The organism is Bradyrhizobium sp. MI1.10, from assembly GCF_055811035.1.
Map to the genome: position 1 here is coordinate 29,403 of NZ_JBVVPN010000027.1, position 18,727 is coordinate 48,129.

At 65.8% G+C, this 18,727-nt stretch carries 15 protein-coding genes; 9 read left to right on the forward strand and 6 right to left on the reverse strand.

The window, feature by feature from the left end; all coding sequences use genetic code 11:
- Positions 1–98 precede the first annotated feature (98 nt).
- On the forward strand, positions 99–1,016 hold the full coding sequence (locus AC0L3K_RS26020) for an SDR family NAD(P)-dependent oxidoreductase (RefSeq protein ID WP_007592248.1): 918 nt from the start codon (positions 99–101) through the stop codon (positions 1,014–1,016).
- A complete protein-coding gene (locus AC0L3K_RS26025) occupies positions 1,013–2,239 on the forward strand; it encodes a BaiN/RdsA family NAD(P)/FAD-dependent oxidoreductase (RefSeq protein ID WP_007592246.1) in 1,227 nt (408 codons plus the stop codon). Before AC0L3K_RS26020 ends, AC0L3K_RS26025 begins: the two co-directional genes overlap by 4 nt.
- A gap of 8 nt (positions 2,240–2,247) precedes the next feature.
- Here AC0L3K_RS26025 and AC0L3K_RS26030 read toward each other — a convergent pair whose 3' ends face one another.
- Positions 2,248–3,465 carry an MFS transporter gene (locus tag AC0L3K_RS26030; RefSeq protein ID WP_473367142.1) on the reverse strand — a complete coding sequence of 406 codons (1,218 nt, stop codon included), beginning with the start codon at positions 3,463–3,465 and terminating at the stop codon, positions 2,248–2,250.
- Positions 3,466–3,556: 91 nt separating this feature from the next.
- Here AC0L3K_RS26030 and AC0L3K_RS26035 point away from each other — a divergent pair, with 91 nt between their 5' ends.
- Positions 3,557–4,459 carry a LysR family transcriptional regulator gene (locus tag AC0L3K_RS26035; protein ID WP_007592243.1) on the forward strand — a complete coding sequence of 301 codons (903 nt, stop codon included), beginning with the start codon at positions 3,557–3,559 and terminating at the stop codon, positions 4,457–4,459.
- Here AC0L3K_RS26035 and AC0L3K_RS26040 read toward each other — a convergent pair whose 3' ends face one another.
- The 3 genes from AC0L3K_RS26040 to AC0L3K_RS26050 all read right to left on the reverse strand — a co-directional run bounded on the left by AC0L3K_RS26040 (position 4,460) and on the right by AC0L3K_RS26050 (position 7,915).
- Positions 4,460–5,539, reverse strand: coding sequence for an alanine racemase (locus AC0L3K_RS26040; protein WP_473367143.1), 1,080 nt, complete (start codon positions 5,537–5,539; stop codon positions 4,460–4,462).
- 64 nt (positions 5,540–5,603) lie between these two features.
- On the reverse strand, positions 5,604–7,409 hold the full coding sequence (locus AC0L3K_RS26045) for an ABC-F family ATP-binding cassette domain-containing protein (RefSeq protein ID WP_007592239.1): 1,806 nt from the start codon (positions 7,407–7,409) through the stop codon (positions 5,604–5,606).
- 8 nt (positions 7,410–7,417) lie between these two features.
- Positions 7,418–7,915, reverse strand: a complete 498-nt coding sequence (locus AC0L3K_RS26050; protein WP_007592237.1) for a YaiI/YqxD family protein — start codon at positions 7,913–7,915, stop codon at positions 7,418–7,420.
- Between the two features lie 141 nt (positions 7,916–8,056).
- Between AC0L3K_RS26050 and AC0L3K_RS26055 the strand changes: the two genes are divergently transcribed.
- The gene (locus AC0L3K_RS26055; RefSeq protein ID WP_007592236.1) at positions 8,057–8,857 is read left to right on the forward strand and encodes a hotdog family protein; all 801 of its coding nucleotides are present in this window, start codon (positions 8,057–8,059) and stop codon (positions 8,855–8,857) included.
- A 173-nt stretch (positions 8,858–9,030) separates the two neighbouring features.
- On the opposite strand, the gene AC0L3K_RS26060 is transcribed toward AC0L3K_RS26055, so the two are convergent.
- Positions 9,031–11,403 carry a xanthine dehydrogenase family protein molybdopterin-binding subunit gene (locus AC0L3K_RS26060; RefSeq protein ID WP_473367144.1) on the reverse strand — a complete coding sequence of 791 codons (2,373 nt, stop codon included), beginning with the start codon at positions 11,401–11,403 and terminating at the stop codon, positions 9,031–9,033.
- Between the two features lie 212 nt (positions 11,404–11,615).
- On the opposite strand from AC0L3K_RS26060, the gene AC0L3K_RS26065 reads away from it, so the two are divergent.
- Both AC0L3K_RS26065 and AC0L3K_RS26070 read left to right on the forward strand, forming a co-directional pair.
- The gene (locus AC0L3K_RS26065; protein ID WP_035994944.1) at positions 11,616–12,683 is read left to right on the forward strand and encodes a Ppx/GppA phosphatase family protein; all 1,068 of its coding nucleotides are present in this window, start codon (positions 11,616–11,618) and stop codon (positions 12,681–12,683) included.
- A 1-nt stretch (position 12,684) separates the two neighbouring features.
- Positions 12,685–13,371 carry an RlmE family RNA methyltransferase gene (locus AC0L3K_RS26070; RefSeq protein ID WP_007592230.1) on the forward strand — a complete coding sequence of 229 codons (687 nt, stop codon included), beginning with the start codon at positions 12,685–12,687 and terminating at the stop codon, positions 13,369–13,371.
- A 104-nt stretch (positions 13,372–13,475) separates the two neighbouring features.
- Here the strand turns inward: AC0L3K_RS26070 and AC0L3K_RS26075 are convergent, their stop codons facing one another.
- Positions 13,476–14,966: an MFS transporter gene (locus tag AC0L3K_RS26075; RefSeq protein WP_007592228.1), complete on the reverse strand. Its 1,491-nt coding sequence runs from the start codon at positions 14,964–14,966 to the stop codon at positions 13,476–13,478.
- Between the two features lie 390 nt (positions 14,967–15,356).
- Between AC0L3K_RS26075 and guaB the strand changes: the two genes are divergently transcribed.
- From guaB to AC0L3K_RS26090, 3 genes are all read left to right on the forward strand, one after another.
- The gene (guaB, locus tag AC0L3K_RS26080; protein ID WP_007592224.1) at positions 15,357–16,847 is read left to right on the forward strand and encodes an IMP dehydrogenase; all 1,491 of its coding nucleotides are present in this window, start codon (positions 15,357–15,359) and stop codon (positions 16,845–16,847) included.
- Between the two features lie 255 nt (positions 16,848–17,102).
- Positions 17,103–18,125: an NADP-dependent oxidoreductase gene (locus AC0L3K_RS26085; protein ID WP_219683304.1), complete on the forward strand. Its 1,023-nt coding sequence runs from the start codon at positions 17,103–17,105 to the stop codon at positions 18,123–18,125.
- Positions 18,126–18,276: 151 nt separating this feature from the next.
- Entirely contained in the window at positions 18,277–18,567 is a 291-nt protein-coding gene (locus AC0L3K_RS26090) for a hypothetical protein (protein ID WP_007592220.1), read from the forward strand.
- Positions 18,568–18,727 lie beyond the last annotated feature (160 nt).

Below are 18,727 nucleotides of genomic sequence, written 5' to 3' on the forward strand. Positions count from 1 at the left end.
TCTCCGCGAGCACATCCGTTGCGAGAGACCCCTCATCCGGCGCTTCGCGCCACCTTCTCCCACAAGGGGAGAAGGAAGAAGAAGCAGGAACTGCACTCATGGCAATCAGGTTCGACGGACGCGTCGCCATCGTCACCGGCGCGGGCAATGGTCTGGGGCGCGCGCATGCGCTGGGATTGGCAAGCCGCGGCGCCAAGGTCGTGGTCAACGATTTCGGCGGCGCGCGCGACGGCAGCGGCGGTTCGCTGTCGCCGGCGGAAGCCGTGGTCGAGGAGATCCGTAAAGCGGGCGGCATCGCCATGGCCGACGGCGCCGACGTCTCCAATTTCGAGCAGGTCACGGCGATGGTTGAGCGCGCCACCAAGGAATGGGGCAGCGTCGACCTCTTGTGTGCCAATGCCGGCATTTTGCGCGACAAGTCGTTCGGCAAGATGGAAGCGGCCGATTTCCAGAAGGTGCTCGACGTGCACCTCGTCGGGACCTTTTATTGCTGCAAGGCGGCCTGGGCCGGCATGCGCGATCGCAACTATGGCCGCATCGTCCTGACGACGTCGTCCTCCGGCCTCTACGGCAATTTCGGCCAGGCCAATTACGGTGCGGCCAAGTCCGGCATGGTCGGCCTGATGAACGTGCTGGCGGAAGAGGGCCGCAAGACCGACATCCGTGTCAACATCATCTCGCCGACGGCGGCAACCCGCATGACGGAAGAGCTGCTGCCGCCGCAGGCGCTGCAGTTGATGAAGCCGAACGCGATCACGCCCGCGGTCGAGTACATGCTGAGCGAGGACGCGCCGACCCGCACCATCATGGGCGCCGGCGCCGGCTCGTTCGCGGTAATCAAGATCGTCGAGAGCGAAGGCATCAACCTGCCGGAATCCGAGTGGACCCCGGACGCGGTCGCGGCGCATTTCGCCGAGATCAGCGACATGTCGAAGGCGAAGGCGCTGCAGGGGGCTTTCGAGCAGACGCAGAAATATGTGGCGCAAGCCGCTGCGCGTGCCGGGGTAAAACTCTGACAGCCGTCGCCGTCATCGGCGCCGGCCCTGCCGGGCTGATAGCGGCCGAAGTGCTCGTGCAGGGTGGTGCTCGCGTCACCGTCTACGATTCGATGCCGTCCGCTGGCCGGAAATTCCTGATGGCCGGCCGCGGCGGGCTCAATCTCACCCACAGCGAACCGCTGCCGCAGTTCATCACGCGCTACCGCGAGGCGGCGCAGAGGTTGCAGGCTGCGATCGACGCGTTTCCGCCGGACGCGCTGCGCGCGTGGAGCGAGGCGCTGGGCGAGCCGACTTTTGTCGGCTCCAGCGGGCGTGTGTTTCCGAAAGCGTTCAAGGCGTCGCCCTTGCTGCGCGCCTGGCTGCGACGCCTCGATGCGGCCGGCGTCCGCTTTGCCTTTCGCCAGCGCTGGATGGGGTGGGATAGAGACGGACAACTGGTCTTTGACACACCCGGCGGCGGCGCCGCCATCGCCGCGGATGCCACGGTGCTGGCACTCGGCGGCGCAAGCTGGCCGCGACTAGGCTCCGATGGCGGCTGGACGACGATCCTCGCCGACAAAGGCGTTGCGATCTCGCCGCTGCGGCCGGCGAACTGCGGCTTCACCGTCGCCTGGTCCGAAATCTTCAGCACGCGCTTCGAAGGCCAACCGCTCAAGGCCATCGCGCTGTCCTTCGGCCCACAGCGCGCGCGCGGCGAGGCCATGATCACAACCGGCGGGATCGAAGGCGGGGCGATCTATGCGTTGTCGGCCGAACTGCGCGAGGCGATTGCGGCGAACGGCGAAGCGGTCCTGCACGTCGCGTTGCGGCCGGATGTCCATCATGGCGAACTCGTCCAGCGCCTATCCGCCGCGCGCGGCAAGCAATCGTTCTCCAATTTCCTGCGCAAGGCTGCACAGCTGTCTCCGGTCGCGGTCGGGCTGTTGCAGGAAGCTGCCATCAGTGCCGGCCAGTCGTTGTCGGCGATGTCGGCTGAGCGATTGGTGGAGCTCATCAACGCCGTGCCGGTCAAGCTCACGGGCGTCGCGCCAATCGCGCGCGCGATCTCCAGCGCCGGCGGGATTTCCTTCGATGAACTCGACTCGGAATTCATGATCCGCAAGCTGCCGGGCGTGTTCGCGGCCGGAGAGATGCTGGACTGGGAGGCGCCGACGGGTGGCTATTTGCTCCAGGCCTCGTTCGCGACGGGGGCTGCGGCGGGTAGGGGTGTGTTGCGACGGCTCGCCCAATTGTCGCCCTGACCATCCCGTCATGACGTTCCGGTCCGGGTTGCGAGATCCGTGAGGAGGCCGAGCACGCCGAAGCTTGCCGCCACTGCGCAGACCATCGTCCAGCCGCCAAAACTCCAGGCCAGCGATGCCGCCGCCGCGCCGACGCCACCGCCAATGAAGAACAGCGCGACGAACAGGCCGTTCATGCGACCGCGGGCCTCGGGGCGCAACAGGTTGATGGCGCGACGGCCCAACGTCTGGTCGGTGGTGATGCCGACGTCGAGCAGGATCGTGCCGAGGCTCAGGACCAGCAGACCGGTGATCTGGGATTCAAGCACGCTCGCCCAGGCACAGAGCGCAAGCGACCCGATGATGAGCAGATGGGCGGCAAAGAACATCGGCCGCGCCCGGCCCCTGTCGCCCCAGCGGCCGGCCATCGGTGTCGCCGCGGCGCCCGCCACGCCGATCAGTGCGAAGGCGGCAACTCCCCTGGCGTCGAGGTCGAACGGCGCCTCCGGCAGCCGCAGCGCGACCGCCGACCAGAACGCCGTGAAGGAAGCCATGACCAGCGATGCGGTCCAGGCCCGCACGCGGAGCACGGGCTCTTCGCGGAGCAGTCTTGGAAAGGACAGGAGCAAGTCGGCGTAGCTCGCGCGTCCCGTCGGTTGAAGGGTTGGAAGGTAGCGGGCGAGCGCGCAGGCAAGCAGGGTCATCAGAATGGCCGAGACGACATAGTAGGCGCGCCAGCTCCAGAGATCGGCGATCAGGCTCGCCGCAGGTCGCGACAACAGGATGCCGATCATCAATCCGCCCATCACCTCGCCGATGGCCTGGCCGCGGCGATCCGGCGCCACCATCGATGCGACAAGCGGAACTATCATCTGGATCGCCGCGCAGCAGGCGCCGAGGATGAAGGTGGCGAGCAGCAGGAGCGCGGGCGTCGGCGCGAGCGCCGTCGCCACGGCGGCGAGGATCGCGCAGCCAAGCGTGCGGAGGATGACAAGCCGGTTCTCGACCAGATCGACCAGAGGCACGAGCAGCAGCAGGCCGAGTGCGTAGCCGAGCAAGGTCAGCGTGCTGATCAGGCCCGCCTGCCACGCGGGCATGGACATTGACCGGCCGATCAGGCCGAGCAGGATCTGCGGCGCGAACAGATTGGTGACGACGACACCGGCGGTGATCGCGCCGAGCCAGATCAGCGGCCGCTCGGCGAGCTGGTTTCGGGGCGCGGGCCTGGTGGTTTCGGAGATAGTCATGGGACCTCGCAGCTGTGGCGCGGGACCCTTTAAGCGGACCGAGCAATATGCTACAATTCAAATAAGCCGATAAAGAATATGCGGGTTTGTTATGAATACCCATGACCTCGTCGCTTTCGTCGCCGTCGTCGAGACCGGATCGATTGTCGCAGCCTCGGCGCGTCTCAATCTCACCCAGCCTGGCGTGACCCGACGTATCCAGAATCTCGAGGAGATGCTGGGGGCGCAGCTTCTGGATCGGCTCTCGAAGCCCCTGAAGCCGACGGCGGCGGGCCATGAAGCCTACGAGCAGGGCAGGCGCCTGCTCAGGATGCTGGACGACCTCAAGTCGGGCGTGGCCAACGACGGAATGGTCCGCGGCGAGTTCAGGCTCGGTCTGACGCCGTTTCTCTCCGAAGCGGGCTTGACCGCACCACTCGATGCAGTGCGTGCCGAATTTCCCGCGCTGGCCGTGCGGGTGGTCTCCGGTTGGTCGCCGAACCAGCTCGAGCGCGTCTGCCGCAACGAGCTCGATGCGGCCGCGATTTGTCTCCCCGACGGTGCAGTGCCGCCCGCCGATCTCGCGGCCGACGATCTCGGCGCGCAGCCCGTCGTCTTCGTCGTCGCACGCGAGATGAAGATCCCGCGCACCGTCGACCTGGAACGGCTGTCCCAACTGTCGTGGGTAATCAACCAGGATGGCTGTGGATTTCGCGATACGCTGAAGCGAAAATTCGATGCCTCGCATCTGCCGTTCAACATCGCGGTCGAGGCGCTGGATAGTGAGCTTCGCCTGTCGCTGGTGTCGCGTGGTCTCGGCGTCGGGCTGGTCACCCCGATCGCCCTGAAACGCAGCGCATTTCGCGACAAGCTCAAGCCGGTCGCTGCGCGCGACTTCAAACCCGCGGTGCGCGCATGGGTGGTGCATCGCGCCCCCGCCGGTCGGCTGGAGCGGCCGATCAAGCTCTTCCGCGATGGACTGGTCCGGGAACTCCAGGCGCTGATCGGGGGCTAGCTACCGCAGCTTCCCCCGTGCCGCCACCGGCAGCGTGCCGATGATCTCCTCGCCGCGCACCATCACGACTTCGTCCATCATGTTGACGACGACGCAGACATGATTGGGTACGACCCGCACGACGTCGCCGACATTGGGGCGGGTGTTGCTGCGGGAGAGGTCGAGGAAGCCGTGCTCCTCGGCGAAGCGTGCGATCTTGACTTCGGGGTGCTCCAGGATGAGGCCGTGGCCGTCGAGGCCGCCGGTGTCCGTCGTCAGAGTCTTCGAGCCGGCGTCGAGGATGCCGCGCTCAGGCGCGGCGCGGCTGACCACGGTCGAATAGATGTGCAGCGCGCAGTCGTCCCAGGTGGCGACGCCGGCCGCGACCTGCATGCGGTCGTTGTAGATATAGGTGCCGAAGCGATGCTCGGTGCCGCCCTTGAGCTTGCCGATATTTTTCAGGTTCGGCGTTCCGCCGGTCGAGACGATTTTTGCATCGAGTCCATGCGCGCGCACGCCAGCCAGAGCTTCGTCATAGAATTTTTGCGCGTCCGCCCAGCCTGTCTCGGTCGGATACATCATGAAGCCGGCGAATTGCAGTCCCTTGGATGCAGCAATCTCCTGCGCCAGGGCAATGGCCTCGGCGGGCGTCTCGACGCCGGCGCGCTTGCGGCCGGTATCGCATTCGACCACAACCGACAGCGGTCGGCCTGAGGCCGCAGCGGCCTTGGGCAGGCCGGCAACGACGGTCGAATTGTCCGCGGCGACCGTCATGTTGGCCTTCGCCTGCAGCGCCCCTAACCGCGCTATTTTTTCTTCGCCGAGCAAATTGTAGCTGATCAGGATGTCGTCGATCCCGGCATTGACCATGATCTCGGCTTCACCGAGCTTCTGGCAGGTGATGCCCTTCGCGCCGGCCGCGATCTGCATCCTCGCGATCGTGGGGTTCTTGTGCGTCTTGATGTGGGGACGGTTGGCAACTCCGGCGTCGTCGCAGGCCTTCTGGATCCGCGCGATGTTGCGCTCGACCTTGTCCATGTCGATGACGGCGCAGGGGGTGCCGTATTCGCGGGCGATCTTGGCGGCAAGGGTCGTTGTCATGGAAGTCTCTGAGTTGGCGCGCATCCCGTTTGCAAAAGCGGTGCCCACTTTTGCGAAATGCACGCTAGGCCTGTTCAATCTCTTCGCGCCGCACTTCGAGCTCCAGCCATTTGTCCTCGGCCTCGGCCAGTTCCTTTTGCGCCTTCGTCAGAGCGTCGGAGGCCTGATCGAAGCGCTTGCGATCTTTCCGGAACAGATCGGGGTCGTCAAGGAAGCGCTGCTGCTTGGCGATCTCGGCCTGCAGCTTGGCGATGGTCTTGGGCAACGTCTCCAGCGCGTGTTGCTCGTTGAAGGTCAACCGTCGCTTCGCGACGCCGGAAGGCGCGACGGTTCGCTGCTCTCTCGTCTCTTCGACGGCCTTCGCTGTCGCGCGCTTCACGTCAGCGCCGCGCTGGGCGAGCATGTCGGTATAGCCGCCGGCATATTCGAGCCAGCGTCCGTTGCCCTCGGGCACGATCACAGACGTCACCACGCGGTCGAGAAAATCGCGATCGTGGCTGATCAGAATCACGGTGCCCTCGTAGTCGCTAAGCATTTCCTCGAGAACGTCGAGGGTCTCCAGGTCGAGGTCGTTGGTCGGCTCGTCCAGCACCAGGAGGTTCGAGGGCTTCGCCAGGGCGCGCGCCAGCATCAGCCGGCCGCGTTCACCGCCCGACAGCACCTCCAGCGGCGTGCGCATCTGTTCCTGGGCGAACAGGAAGTCCTTCATGTAGCTGACGACGTGCTTCGGCTTGCCGCCGACCATGACATGGTCGCCGCGGCCGCCGGTCAGCGCCTCGGCCAGCGTCGTCTTCGGATCGAGACTTTCCCGATGCTGGTCGAGCGTGGCCATCTCGATGTTGGCACCGAGCCGTATGCTGCCGCTGTCCGGTGCGCTGCCGCCGGTCAGCATCTCGATCAGCGTGGTCTTGCCGGCGCCGTTCGGGCCGACGATGCCGATGCGATCGCCGCGCTGGACGCGGATCGAGAAGCCGTCGACGATCTTTCGCTCGCCATAGGACCGGCTGATATTCTTGGCCTCGATGACGAGCTTGCCGGATTTGTCGGCTTCGGCAGCCGCGAGGTTGGCGTTGCCCGTCGCGCCGCGATGGGTGCGGCGCTGGTCGCGCAGCGCGTGCAGGTTCCCCAGCCGCTTGACGTTGCGCTTGCGACGGCCCGAGACGCCGTACCGCAACCAGTGCTCCTCGTTGACGATCTTGCGGTCGAGCTTGTGCTGGTCGCGCTCTTCCTCGGCGAGCACCTCGTCACGCCAGGCCTCGAAAGCACTGAAGCCGCGGTCGATCTGCCGGATCTGGCCTCGGTCGAGCCAGGCGGTGCTGCGCGAGAGATTGCCCAGGAAGCGCCGATCATGGCTGATGATCACCAGCGCGCAGCGGCGGCTCTCCAGTTCGCTCTCCAGCCATTCGATGGTCGGAAGATCCAGATGGTTGGTCGGCTCGTCCAGCAGCAGGATATCGGGCGAGGGCGCCAGTACGCGTGCCAGCGCAGCGCGGCGCGCTTCGCCGCCGGAGACATGCGCCGGATCTTCTTCACCGCTAAGACCGAGCTGCTCGACCAGATAGCGCGCCTGATAATGGTCGTCGCCGGCATTGAGGCCTGCCTCGACATAGGCCAGCGTGGTGGAGAAACCGGAAAAATCGGGCTCCTGCGGCAGGTAGCGAATGGTGGCGCCGGGCTGCACGAAACGGCTGCCGCCATCCGGTTCGACCAGGCCGGCGGCGATCTTGAGCAGCGTCGATTTACCGGAACCGTTGCGGCCGATCAGGCAGACGCGCTCGCCGGTCGAAACCGACAGTTCGACGCCCGCCAGGAGCGGCGTGCCGCCGAAGGTCAGCTTGATATCGCGCAGTTGAATCAGCGGTGGCGCCATGCGGTGTCTCAGTCCTGTCTTGTTGCGGCCTGGTCGGCGCGGCGGCGCTGAATGCGGCGGATGGTCTGGTCGAGCGTCGACAGAAACGTCGAGCGGTCGCGCGGTGAATACGACTTCGGGCCGCCGGTGACTTCGCCGGCCGAGCGCAGATCGGTCATCAGGTTGCGGACCGCGAGCGTCATCCCGATCGACTCCTCGGTGAACGCCTTGCCGTTGGACGCAATCACATCGGCGCCGGCCTTCACGCAGCGGCTCGCGAGCGGAATATCCGAGGTAATGACGATATCGCCGGGCCCGGCGCGTTCGGCGATCCAGTCATCGGCTGCGTCCATGCCCGACCCCGCGGCGACCCGCTCGATCAGCGGATCCTGGGGCACGCGGATGAAATTGCCCGCGACCACGCTCACGGGCAGGCCGTGTCTGCCGGCGACGCGATAGATCTCGTCCTTCACCGGACAGGCGTCGGCGTCGACATAGATGCGGGTGGTGTTTTGAGGGTTCGTCATTGTCCGTAGATGGGGCTTGCGAAGCGGTTCCGCAGCAGCCGCGTGGTAGCCCATTCGGCCCGCAAAGGCGAGGGGATTGACCCCGGTTCCTCAGGGCCTACGATCGGCCCGAAACGACAAGAAATTGGGGAAAGCCAAGCCATGCCGAACCGGCTCGAGACCTATCGTGTCGAGGCCTACAACACGGCCAAACAGTCCGAAAACAAGATGCATGACGACAATGTGGCGCGCCGCTTCGGGTTTTCCGGTGGGCTGGTCCCCGGCGTCGACGTCTTCGCCTACATGATGCATGTGCCGATGGCGCGCTGGGGCCGCGATTTCCTGTCGCGCGGGCTGATCGAGGCGCGTTTCATCAAGCCGGTCTATGACGCCGAGACCGCCGAAATCGATGCGACCGAGCACAACGGCCTGCTCACCATCGAGGTGTTCAGCCGCACCGAGCTCTGCGCGACGGGGACGGCGTCGCTGCCGGCGATTGCGACTGCGGTGTCGTTGAGCGACTATGTCGCAGTCCCAGCAGTCGCGGAGCGCAAGCCGGTCAGCCCGGCAACATTCGAGACCGGCAAATGGCTCGGTACGACGCCGCGCCGCTGGGCCGGGCAGGATGCCGCCGACTATCTCGCTGATGTCCGCGAGGCCGATCCGATCTTCGCGCGCGAGGGGCTCGGCCATCCCGGCCTGATCCAGCGCGTCATGAACCGCGTGCTGGTGGACAACACGATCCTTGGCCCGTGGATCCATGTCGGCAGCCGCATGCAATTGCTGTCGGCCGCACGCGCCGGTGATGAGATCACCGCGCGGGCCAAAGTCACCGCGAATTACGAGAAGAAGGGTCACCGTTTCGTCGAGCTCGACGCGCTGGTGGTCGCCAACGGCACGACGCCGCTGGCGCACTGCCAGCACACCGCGATCTACCAGCCGCGCGAGCAGGCGGCGGCGTAGAGCGCGGGCGGCGAGAGGCAAGTACACCGCTCCAAGCTCGGTGTCATGCCCCGCGAAGGCGGGGCATCCAGTACGCCGCGGCTTCTCCGTGAATCACTGCTGCCTCGGAGTACTGTGATCGCCCGGTCGAGCCGGGCGATCACAGTGTGCGTGTGGAGGGCAGAAGGGCAGCTTTACGCCGCTTTCCCCTTCGCATCCTGGATCGCGCGCCACACACGCTCCGGCGTCAGCGGCATATCGATGTGCTTGATGCCGTAGTCGGAGAGCGCGTCGATCACCGCGTTCACGACCGTGGACAGGCTGCCGGCGCAGCCGGCTTCGCCGCAGCCCTTGCTGCCGAGCGGATTGGTCGTGGCCGGCACCGGGTGGTCGCCGACCGTCATGTTCGGAACGTCCTCGGCGCGCGGCAGTGCGTAGTCCATCAGCGAGCCCGTGATCGGCTGGCCGTTCTCGTCGTAGCGGACGTGCTCCATCAGCGCCTGGCCGATGCCCTGGACCACGCCGCCATGGAGCTGGCCCGCGACCAGCAGCGGGTTGATCACCGTTCCGAAATCGTTGACCGCGCTGTAGCGCACGATCTGCACCACGCCGGTCTCGGGGTCGATCTCGACCTCGGCGACATGGCAGCCGTTCGGGAAGGCCGACGGCACCGGTTCGCTGGTGTGATCGACGTCGAGGCTGTCGGGCACCCCCTCAGGCATCTTGCTGTCATGCAGGCGTTTGGCGAGCTCCATGATGTCGATGCTGCGATCCGTGCCGGCGATCGTGAAACTGCCGCCTTCGAATTCGATGTCGGCTTCGGATGCCTCCAGCATGTGCGCGGCGGCGCGCTTGCCCTTTTCGATCACGAGCTTGGCGGCGCCCACGATCGCCATGCCGGTCGCGGTGATCGAGCGCGAGCCGCCGGTGCCATTGCCGGTGTGCACGATGTCGCTGTCGCCCTGCACCAGCTTGACGCTGTCGAAGGGGACGCCGAGCTGCTCGCACAGCACCTGCGCGAACGGCGTGGCGTGGCCCTGACCGTAATCGAGCGTACCGGTGATGAGCTGCACCGAGCCATCGGGATCGAACACGATCTTGCCGAGCTCGACGCCGGGAGGTGCGGTCACCTCCAGATAGGAACCGACAGCGATGCCACGCAGCTTGCCGGCCTTCTTGCTCTCCTTCTTGCGCTTGGCAAAGTTCTCGTGGTCGGAGATTTCGAGCGCCTTGTTGAAGACAGCCTGGAAGTCGCCGCTGTCATAGGTGACACCGGAGGACGCGGCGAAGGGCATCTGGTTTTGCTTGATGAAGTTGCGCTTGCGCATCGTCAGGCGGTTGATGCCCATCTCGTCGGCGGCGCGGTCGATCAACCGTTCCATGTAGTAGTTGGCCTCGGGCCGTCCGGCGCCGCGATAGGCGCCCATCAGCGTGGTGTTGGTCAGCACCGTCTTGATATCGACGGCCATCAGCGGCGTGCGATAAACGCTGGAAAAGTTCTTGCTGGTGTTGAGCGAGAGCGGACTGGGAGCAACGCCAGTGATGTAGGCTCCGAGATTGCCGTAGCCCGAGAGCTTGGCGGCGAGGAAATGCCCCTCGGCGTCCAGCGCGAGCTCGGCGTGAATCTTCTGCGCACGGCCGTGGCTGTCGGACAAGAAGCTGGTCGAGCGTTCGTCCAGCCATTTCACCGGCCGCCCCAATTCCTTGGCCGCGTAAAGGATGCACATGTACTCGGGATAGTTGACGTTCTTCATGCCGAAGGACCCGCCGACATTGGCGGTGAGGATGCGTACCTTTTCGTTCGGCACCTTCAGGTTCTTGGCGAGGTTGGCGCGGTTGCCGGCGACGCCCTGCGTCGGCATCTGGATGGTGTAACGCTCGGTCTTCTTGTCGTAGGAGGCAAGGCCGGCGCGCGGCTCCATCGAGACCACGGCGACACGGGTGTTTTCGATGTCGACCTTGGTCACGTGAGCGGCGCCGGCGAAGGCCGCATTGACCTTCTCGATGTCGCCATAGTGGTAGTCGAGCGCGACATTGTTCGGGATGTGGTCGTAGAGCTGCGGCGCGCCGGGTTTTGCGGCTTGCTCGGGATCGGTCACCGCCGGCAACGGCTCGATGTCGAGCTCGACCGCCTCGGCCGCGTCGCGCGCCTGGGCCAGCGTCTCCGCCACCACGAAGGCGACGGGATCGCCGACGAAACGGACCTTGTCGGTTGCGAGCGGCTGGCGGTTGGTCTGGAGCAGGGGCGAGCCGTCGCGGCTCTTCAGCGGCAGGCCGCAGGTGAAGGGGCCGTAGCCGGCCGCATCGAGGTCTTTGCCGGTCCAGACCCCTAGCACGCCCGGTATCGCCCTGGCTGCGTCGACGTTGATGCCGCGAATGACGCCGTGGGCATGGGTCGAGCGGACGATCACGGCATAGGCCTGGCCGGGCAGGTTGAAATCGTCGGTGTAGCGGCCCTTGCCGCGCACCAGCGTATCGTCCTCCTTGCGGCGGACCGGCTGCCCGACACCATATTTTTGCAGTGCAATAGCGTTTTCGAGCGTGGAGGATTTGGTGTGTTCTTGCATGGAATTGACCTGAAAAGCCGGCAATTGCGCGGTTTTGGGGGGCGCCTGGGGGACCGGACCCCTCAAAAATAACCCACCGGCCCGTTCACGACAACGCACGAATGGGCATGGTCCCATGTGATGCGTTGTTGCGCAGGATTGGCGCGCTGCTAATGTTTCAGGCGAAAAAGCAATTCCAGCTCGGCCTAACCGGCCGCGGAAAGACAGTTTGTATGAATGACCACACGCGGCTCCGCGACGGCCTTGCGCCGCACGGTGAGCTGGGGTCGATGGCGGCGGCGTTCGCCACTGAACCGGCCGTCGGCGCGCAAGCGCCGGGAACCGGCGTCTACGCGGCGCTCGACCTCGGCACCAACAATTGCAGGCTCCTGATCGCCTGTCCGACCCACGACGGCTTCCGCGTGGTCGATTCCTTCTCGCGCATCATCCGGCTCGGCGAGGGCGTCGCGGCAACGGGGTGCATCAGCGAGGCCGCGATCGAGCGCGCCATCGTGGCGCTCGGCATCTGCCGCGACAAGATCAACCTGCGCAAAGCGCGGCGGTTGCGGCTGATCGCCACCGAAGCCTGCCGCGCCGCCTCGAACGCCGAAGGCTTTCGCAGCCGCGTCGCTGCCGAGACCGGAATCGAGCTCGAGGTAATCGACCGCGAGACCGAGGCGGCGCTCGCCGTGCTCGGCTGCTCGCCGCTGGTCGATCCCAGGGGGCGCGGCGCAATCCTGTTCGACATCGGCGGCGGCTCGACCGAGCTGGTACGGATCGAGCGTGACGCCGCAAATCCGGAGCCGCGCATCAAAGCCTGGATGTCCATTCCATTCGGAGTGGTCACGCTTGCCGAGCAATTCGGCGGGCGCGACGTGACGTCGGAGATCTACGCCGCGATGGAGCGCGAGGTCGCCCATCACATCAGGCCGTTCGCCGAACAGCATGGCGGCGATCTCGCCGACATGCATCTGCTCGGCACGTCAGGCACTGTGACGACGCTCGCCGGCATCCATCTCAACCTCGCGCGCTACGACCGCCGCCGCATCGATAGCGTCTGGATGAACGATACCGACGTCACCGCGACTATCAACAAGCTGCTCGGCATGAGCTACGAGGAGCGCGCCGCCAACAGCTGCATCAGTATCGAGCGCGCCGATCTCGTGCTGGCCGGCTGCGCCATCCTCGACGCGATCCGCCGCGCCTTTCCGCTGCCGCGCCTGCGCGTCGCCGACCGGGGCCTCCGCGAAGGCATGCTGGTCGAGATGATGCGCGAAGACGGCGCGCTCAGGAGCTGGTGAGATGGCCAAGGACACCACCGGCCGCTTGCACGTTCAGGTCAAGACCCACGGCAAGCGAAAATTGTCGTCGAAGCTCTGGCTGGAGCGGCAGCTCAACGATCCCTATGTGGTGAAGGCGAAGGCGCTGGGTTATCGCTCGCGCGCCGCTTTCAAGCTGCTGGAGATCGACGACAAATACCGGCTACTCAAGCACGGCATGGCGGTGGTCGATCTCGGTGCGGCGCCGGGTGGCTGGAGCCAGATCGCCGCCAAGCGCGTCGGCTCGGTCGACGGCAAGGGCAAGGTCATCGCAATCGACCTGCTGGAAATCCCCGAAATCGCCGGCGTCGAGTTCGCGCAGCTCGACTTCATGGACAATGACGCGCCGGACAAGCTCAAGGCCATGCTCGACGGCGGCGCCGACATCGTGATGTCCGACATGGCCGCCAACACCACCGGCCACCGCAAGACCGACCAGCTTCGCATCGTCGGCCTGATCGAGACCGCCGCCGCGTTCGCCTGCGATGTGCTGAAGCCGGGCGGGACCTTCCTGGCGAAGGCGTTCCAGAGCGGCGCCGACGCCGAGCTGCTCGCCCAGCTCAAGCGCGATTTCGCAACAGTGCGTCACGTCAAGCCGGCCGCAAGCCGTGCAGATTCCTCGGAGCGCTACGTGCTGGCGACGGGATTTCGCGGCGGGGCGACGGAATAGCAACAAACTCCGTCATTGCGAGGAGCTCTTGCGACGAAGCAATCTAGACTGTCTCCGCGGAGGGATTCTGGATTGCTTCGCTTCGCTCGCAATGACGAGATAGGCTACCCCAGCCGCTGATCCCGCACGTCCTGGGTATCCTCGGTCGCGGCCTTGACGGCCGCCTTGGCCGCGCCCTTGCCGGCACCCTTGCGGCTCGCGATCTCCACGGCCTTGCGGCCGGAGACTTCGTGGCCGGCATCGGCGGGCATCTGCCAGAAGAACCAGCTCGATGCCGCCGAGGTGAGCGCGACCACGACGAAGGCCGGCGCGAACACGGTGGCGTTGAGCTCGCTGACGTGGCTGAGCCACATCGTCGTCTCCACGGACGCGGCGCCGACGGCGACGCCGGCCGAGACCGCGAGCTGCTGGTTGACGCTGACGAGCGTGGTGGCGCGGCTCATCTGCGCCTGCTCGACCTCGGCATAGGCAACCGTGTTGATCGCGGTGAACTCGAGCGAACGGAAGAAGCCGCCGACCACCAGGATGATCATGATGATCAGCAGCGGCGTCGTCACGGTGAAGAGGGCGCAGGCGGCGAGAAAGACGGCACTGATGATCGCGTTCACCGTCATCAGGTTGCGGAAGCCGAAGGCGCGGATGATGCGTGCGGCCAGCGCCTTCATGCCCATGGCGCCGAGCGAGGAGCCAAACGTGACGAGGCCGGACTTGAACGGCGAGAGGCCGAAGCCGATCTGCATCAGCAGCGGCAACAGGAACGGCAGCGCGCCGATGCCGAGCCGGAACATGAATCCGCCGAGAACGGCGGCGCGTAGCGTCGGCAGCCTCAGCAGCGTGAAGTCCAGCACCGGCGACCCCGTTCGCCGCGCGTGAAGGACATACAGTGTCATCGAGATTGATCCGCCGACGACCAGGGCGGCAACCGTGCTCCATGGCAGCAGATTGAGTCCGGCAACCGACAGCCCGAAGGCGATGCCGGCGAGCCCGAGGCCCGCGAGCACCATGCCGTAGAGGTCGAACGGCTCTCGTTCCTCGCTTTTGATGGGATCGATGAAGCGCAAGGCCATGAAGATGCCGAGCAACCCGATCGGGATGTTGATCAGGAAGATCCAGTGCCAGGACGCATAGGTCGTGATGAAGCCGCCGAGCGGCGGCCCGATCACGGGGCCGATCAGGGCAGGAACCGTCACCCACGCCATGGCATTGACCAGCGCGCTCTTGTCGACCGACCGCAACAGCACGAGGCGCCCGACCGGCGTCATCATCGCCCCGCCCATGCCTTGCAGGATGCGCGCGAACACGAAATCGGTGACCGATGTCGAGAGCGCGCAGCCGACCGAGCCGACCATGAACACGCCGACGGCAATCGCAAACACCATGCGCGCGCCGAACCGGTCGGCGGTCCAGCCGCTCGCCGGGATGAACACCGCAAGCGACAGCAGATAGGAGGTGATCGCGAGCTTGAGCGTCAATGGGCTGGTGCCGATGTCGGCTGCGATCGCGGGCAGCGACGTGGCGATCACCGTCGAGTCCATGTTCTCCATGAAGAGAGCAGTGGCCACGATCAGCGGAATGACGCGTTGCTTGTCGACCATAACGGATTGGTAATGGAAATCGGAAGGAAGGGCGAGAATTGCGGCTTATCACCGGCATTGGGCCGCGACCATTGCGGATCGACGCATAGCACCTAAATCCTGCGTGACCCGAGGTGAGTGCGCCCGCGCCGGAGACCGTGATGATCGGCCGGCACGGGGACGCCGTTCGCCAGTACGAGGCGCCGCGAGGCTATCCCCCGCTGAATTTGCCTAAAAAGCCTGTGCATGGCTGGCCGGCGGTCCGATTTGCTTTGATTCGTCGTCCACCCGTGCTATCGACCCGCGTCAACCCCACCGATGGGCTCCGATTCTCCGGCGTTGCCGCAAGGTACGCCGAGGGCGGCGCTCATCCATAGCTATTTGCGGCAGGGCCGCGGAAGGAGTTGGCACATGGCCACCGTGCAACAAGGCATTCGCGAAGCCCTCACGTTCGACGACGTGCTGCTGAAGCCGGGCCTGTCGGACGTCATGCCGGGCGAGGTCGACATCCGCTCTCGCGTCACCCGCGCCATTCCGCTCAACATCCCGATCATGGCCTCCGCCATGGACACGGTCACCGAAGCCCGCATGGCGATCGCCATGGCGCAGGCCGGCGGCATCGGCGTCATCCACCGCAATTTCGATCCCGAAGGGCAGGCCGCCCAGGTGCGACAGGTCAAGCGCTACGAGTCGGGCATGGTGGTGAACCCGCTCACCATCAGCCCCGACGCCACGCTGGACGACGCGCTCAAGCTGATGAGCGATCACGGTATCTCCGGCATTCCCGTCGTCACCGGTGCCGGCAAGTCCACGCCGGGCAAGCTGGTCGGCATCCTCACCAACCGCGACGTCCGCTTCGCCACCGACCGCCAGCAAAAAATCTCCGAGCTGATGACGCATGAAGGTCTCGTCACGGTGCGCGAGAATGTCAGCCAGGACGAGGCACGGCGGATGCTGCATCAGCACCGCATCGAGAAGCTGCTCGTGGTCGACGAGCAGTATCGCTGCGTCGGTCTAGTCACCGTGAAGGACATGGAGAAGGCGGTCGCCCATCCGCTGGCCTGCAAGGACGCGCAGGGCCGCCTGCGCGTCGCCGCCGCCACCACGGTCGGTGATAGCGGCTTCGAGCGCACCGAGCGGCTGATCGATGCGGGCGTCGATCTCGTCGTGGTCGACACCGCGCACGGTCATTCCCGTCACGTGCTCCATGCGGTCAACCGCATCAAGCGCCTGTCCAATTCCGTGCAGGTCGTTGCCGGCAACGTCGCGACCTCGGAGGGTGCGCAGGCGCTGATCGATGCTGGCGCGGACTGCATCAAGGTCGGCATCGGCCCGGGCTCGATCTGCACCACGCGCATCGTCGCCGGCGTCGGTGTGCCCCAGCTCACCGCGATCATGGATGCGGTGGAAGCGGCGAAGAAGTCCGACATCCCCGTGATCGCCGACGGCGGCATCAAGTTCTCCGGCGACCTTGCCAAGGCGCTTGCTGCCGGTGCCGACATCGCGATGGTCGGCTCGTTGCTCGCCGGCACCGATGAGACGCCCGGTGAGGTGTTCTTGTGGCAGGGCCGCTCCTATAAGGCCTATCGCGGCATGGGTTCGGTCGGCGCGATGGCGCGCGGCTCGGCCGACCGCTACTTCCAGCAGGACATCAAGGACACGCTCAAGCTCGTGCCCGAAGGCATAGAAGGCCAGGTGCCTTACAAGGGCCCGGTCGGCAACGTCATGCACCAGCTCGCCGGCGGCCTGCGCGCCGCGATGGGCTATGTCGGTGCAGGCACGCTCCAGGACTTGCACAAGAAGGCGCAGTTCGTGCGTATCACCGGCGCGGGCCTGCGCGAGAGCCACGTCCACGACGTCACCATTACGCGCGAGGCGCCGAACTATCCGGGCGGGGGTTAGGCGCTCCACATTCCGCTGTCATGCCCCGGCTTGACCGGGGCATCCAGTACGCCGCGGCCTCTCGGCTCAACCACGACCGCCTCTGGAATACTGGATCGCCCGATCAAGTCGGGCGATGACAGCGAGGGCGCGGTTGGTGTGTACCAAACTCCATTTGCGGCGCTATCCTGCAACTACGCTCCGTCGCTTTTGTATTGACGTGCTCCGCTCCCTCCGCTTCCGTTCGCGCCGAAGCATAATCAGGAGGAAGCCAACATGTCCCAAGGCAAACGCATCGTTCTCGCGGCGCGTCCCGTCGGCGAGCCAAAGCCGTCCGATTTCCGCATCGAGGAATTCGCTGTACCGACGCCCGCCGCAGGCGAAGTCCTGCTGCGCACGATCTGGCTCTCGCTCGATCCCTATATGCGCGGGCGCATGAGCGACGGTCCGTCCTACGCGACCCCGGTGCCGGTCGGCGGCGTGATGGAAGCCGGTACGGTCTGCGAGGTCGCAGCCTCCAACAATCCGAACTTCGCCAAGGGCGACATCGTACTCTCGCGCGCGGGCTGGCAGACGCACGCGATCTCCGACGGCAAGGGGCTGAACAAGATCGACCCGAAGCTCGCGCCGATCTCGACGGCCGTCGGCGTGCTGGGCATGCCCGGCATGACCGCCTACACGGGCCTGCTCGATATCGGCAAGCCGCAAGCGGGCGAGACCGTCGTCGTCGCCGGTGCCTCCGGTGCGGTCGGTTCGGCCGTGGGACAGATCGCGAAGATCAAGGGCGCACGCGCGGTTGGAATCGCCGGCGGCAAGGACAAATGTGATTTCGTCGTGAAGGAGCTCGGCTTCGACGCCTGCATCGATCACCGCGATCCCGATCTCGCGGCGAAGCTGAAGGACGCCTGCCCGAAAGGCATCGACGTCTATTTCGAGAATGTCGGCGGCGCCGTGTTCGAGGCGGTCTTCCCGCTGCTCAATGCGTTTGCGCGCGTACCCGTCTGCGGCCTCATCGCCCACTACAACGACACTGAAGCGAAGCCGCCGAAATGGGCCGCCAGCATGATGCGCGCGACGCTGACCAAGCGGCTGACCTTCCGCGGCTTCATCGTCTCCGACTTCGCCTCCCGCCATGGCGACTTCCTGCGCGACATGTCCGGCTGGGTCCGCGAGGGCAAGGTCAAGTACAAGGAGTTCGTCACCGAGGGCCTGGAGAGCGCGCCTGAGGCCTTCATGGGCCTTCTGAAGGGGGCCAATTTCGGCAAGCAGCTGGTGCGGGTCGGGCCGGACAAAGCTTGATCGGCCGCCTCGGCCCCCCTCGGGGGCCGGGTATGGTTAACAAACAGTGACCGATCGGCCACACCCGCCCGCAAAAGCCGCGGGTGTGACCGTCGGTTCATTGACGGGCTCGCGAAGGCATTGAATCATTGCGCATATTTCAGGTGCGATGATGTTAGAGCTTGTTGTTTTCTGCGTAATCCTTGTGGCCGCCGGTTATTGGGCGACGATGTTTGTCATGGGCCGTCGCGACGACGTGATTCATGGCAAGTTCGTCCATACCGAGGACGTGTTCGCGCTATCTGCGATGCCCACACCCACGCCGCCATTCCCCAAGCGCCCGGTCAAAGCCGCGCGGCCTGCCATTGTTCAGCCCGCCAACACCGGGGCCAAACCGGTGAACAGCGACGCGCTGCAGTCCTTGCTTGCCGCGATCCAGCAGGATCTCAAGAGCGTCGCTTGATCCGCGCGTTCAGACGCTGCCGCGCTCGACCATGAACAGCTCGACCGCAAGTCGCTGCTCGGGCCGTGGGGGGGGGGGGGGGGGGGGGGCGGGGGGGGGGGCGCGCGGGGCGGGGGGGGGGGGGGGGGGGGGGGGGGGGGGGGGGGGGGGGGGGGGGCGG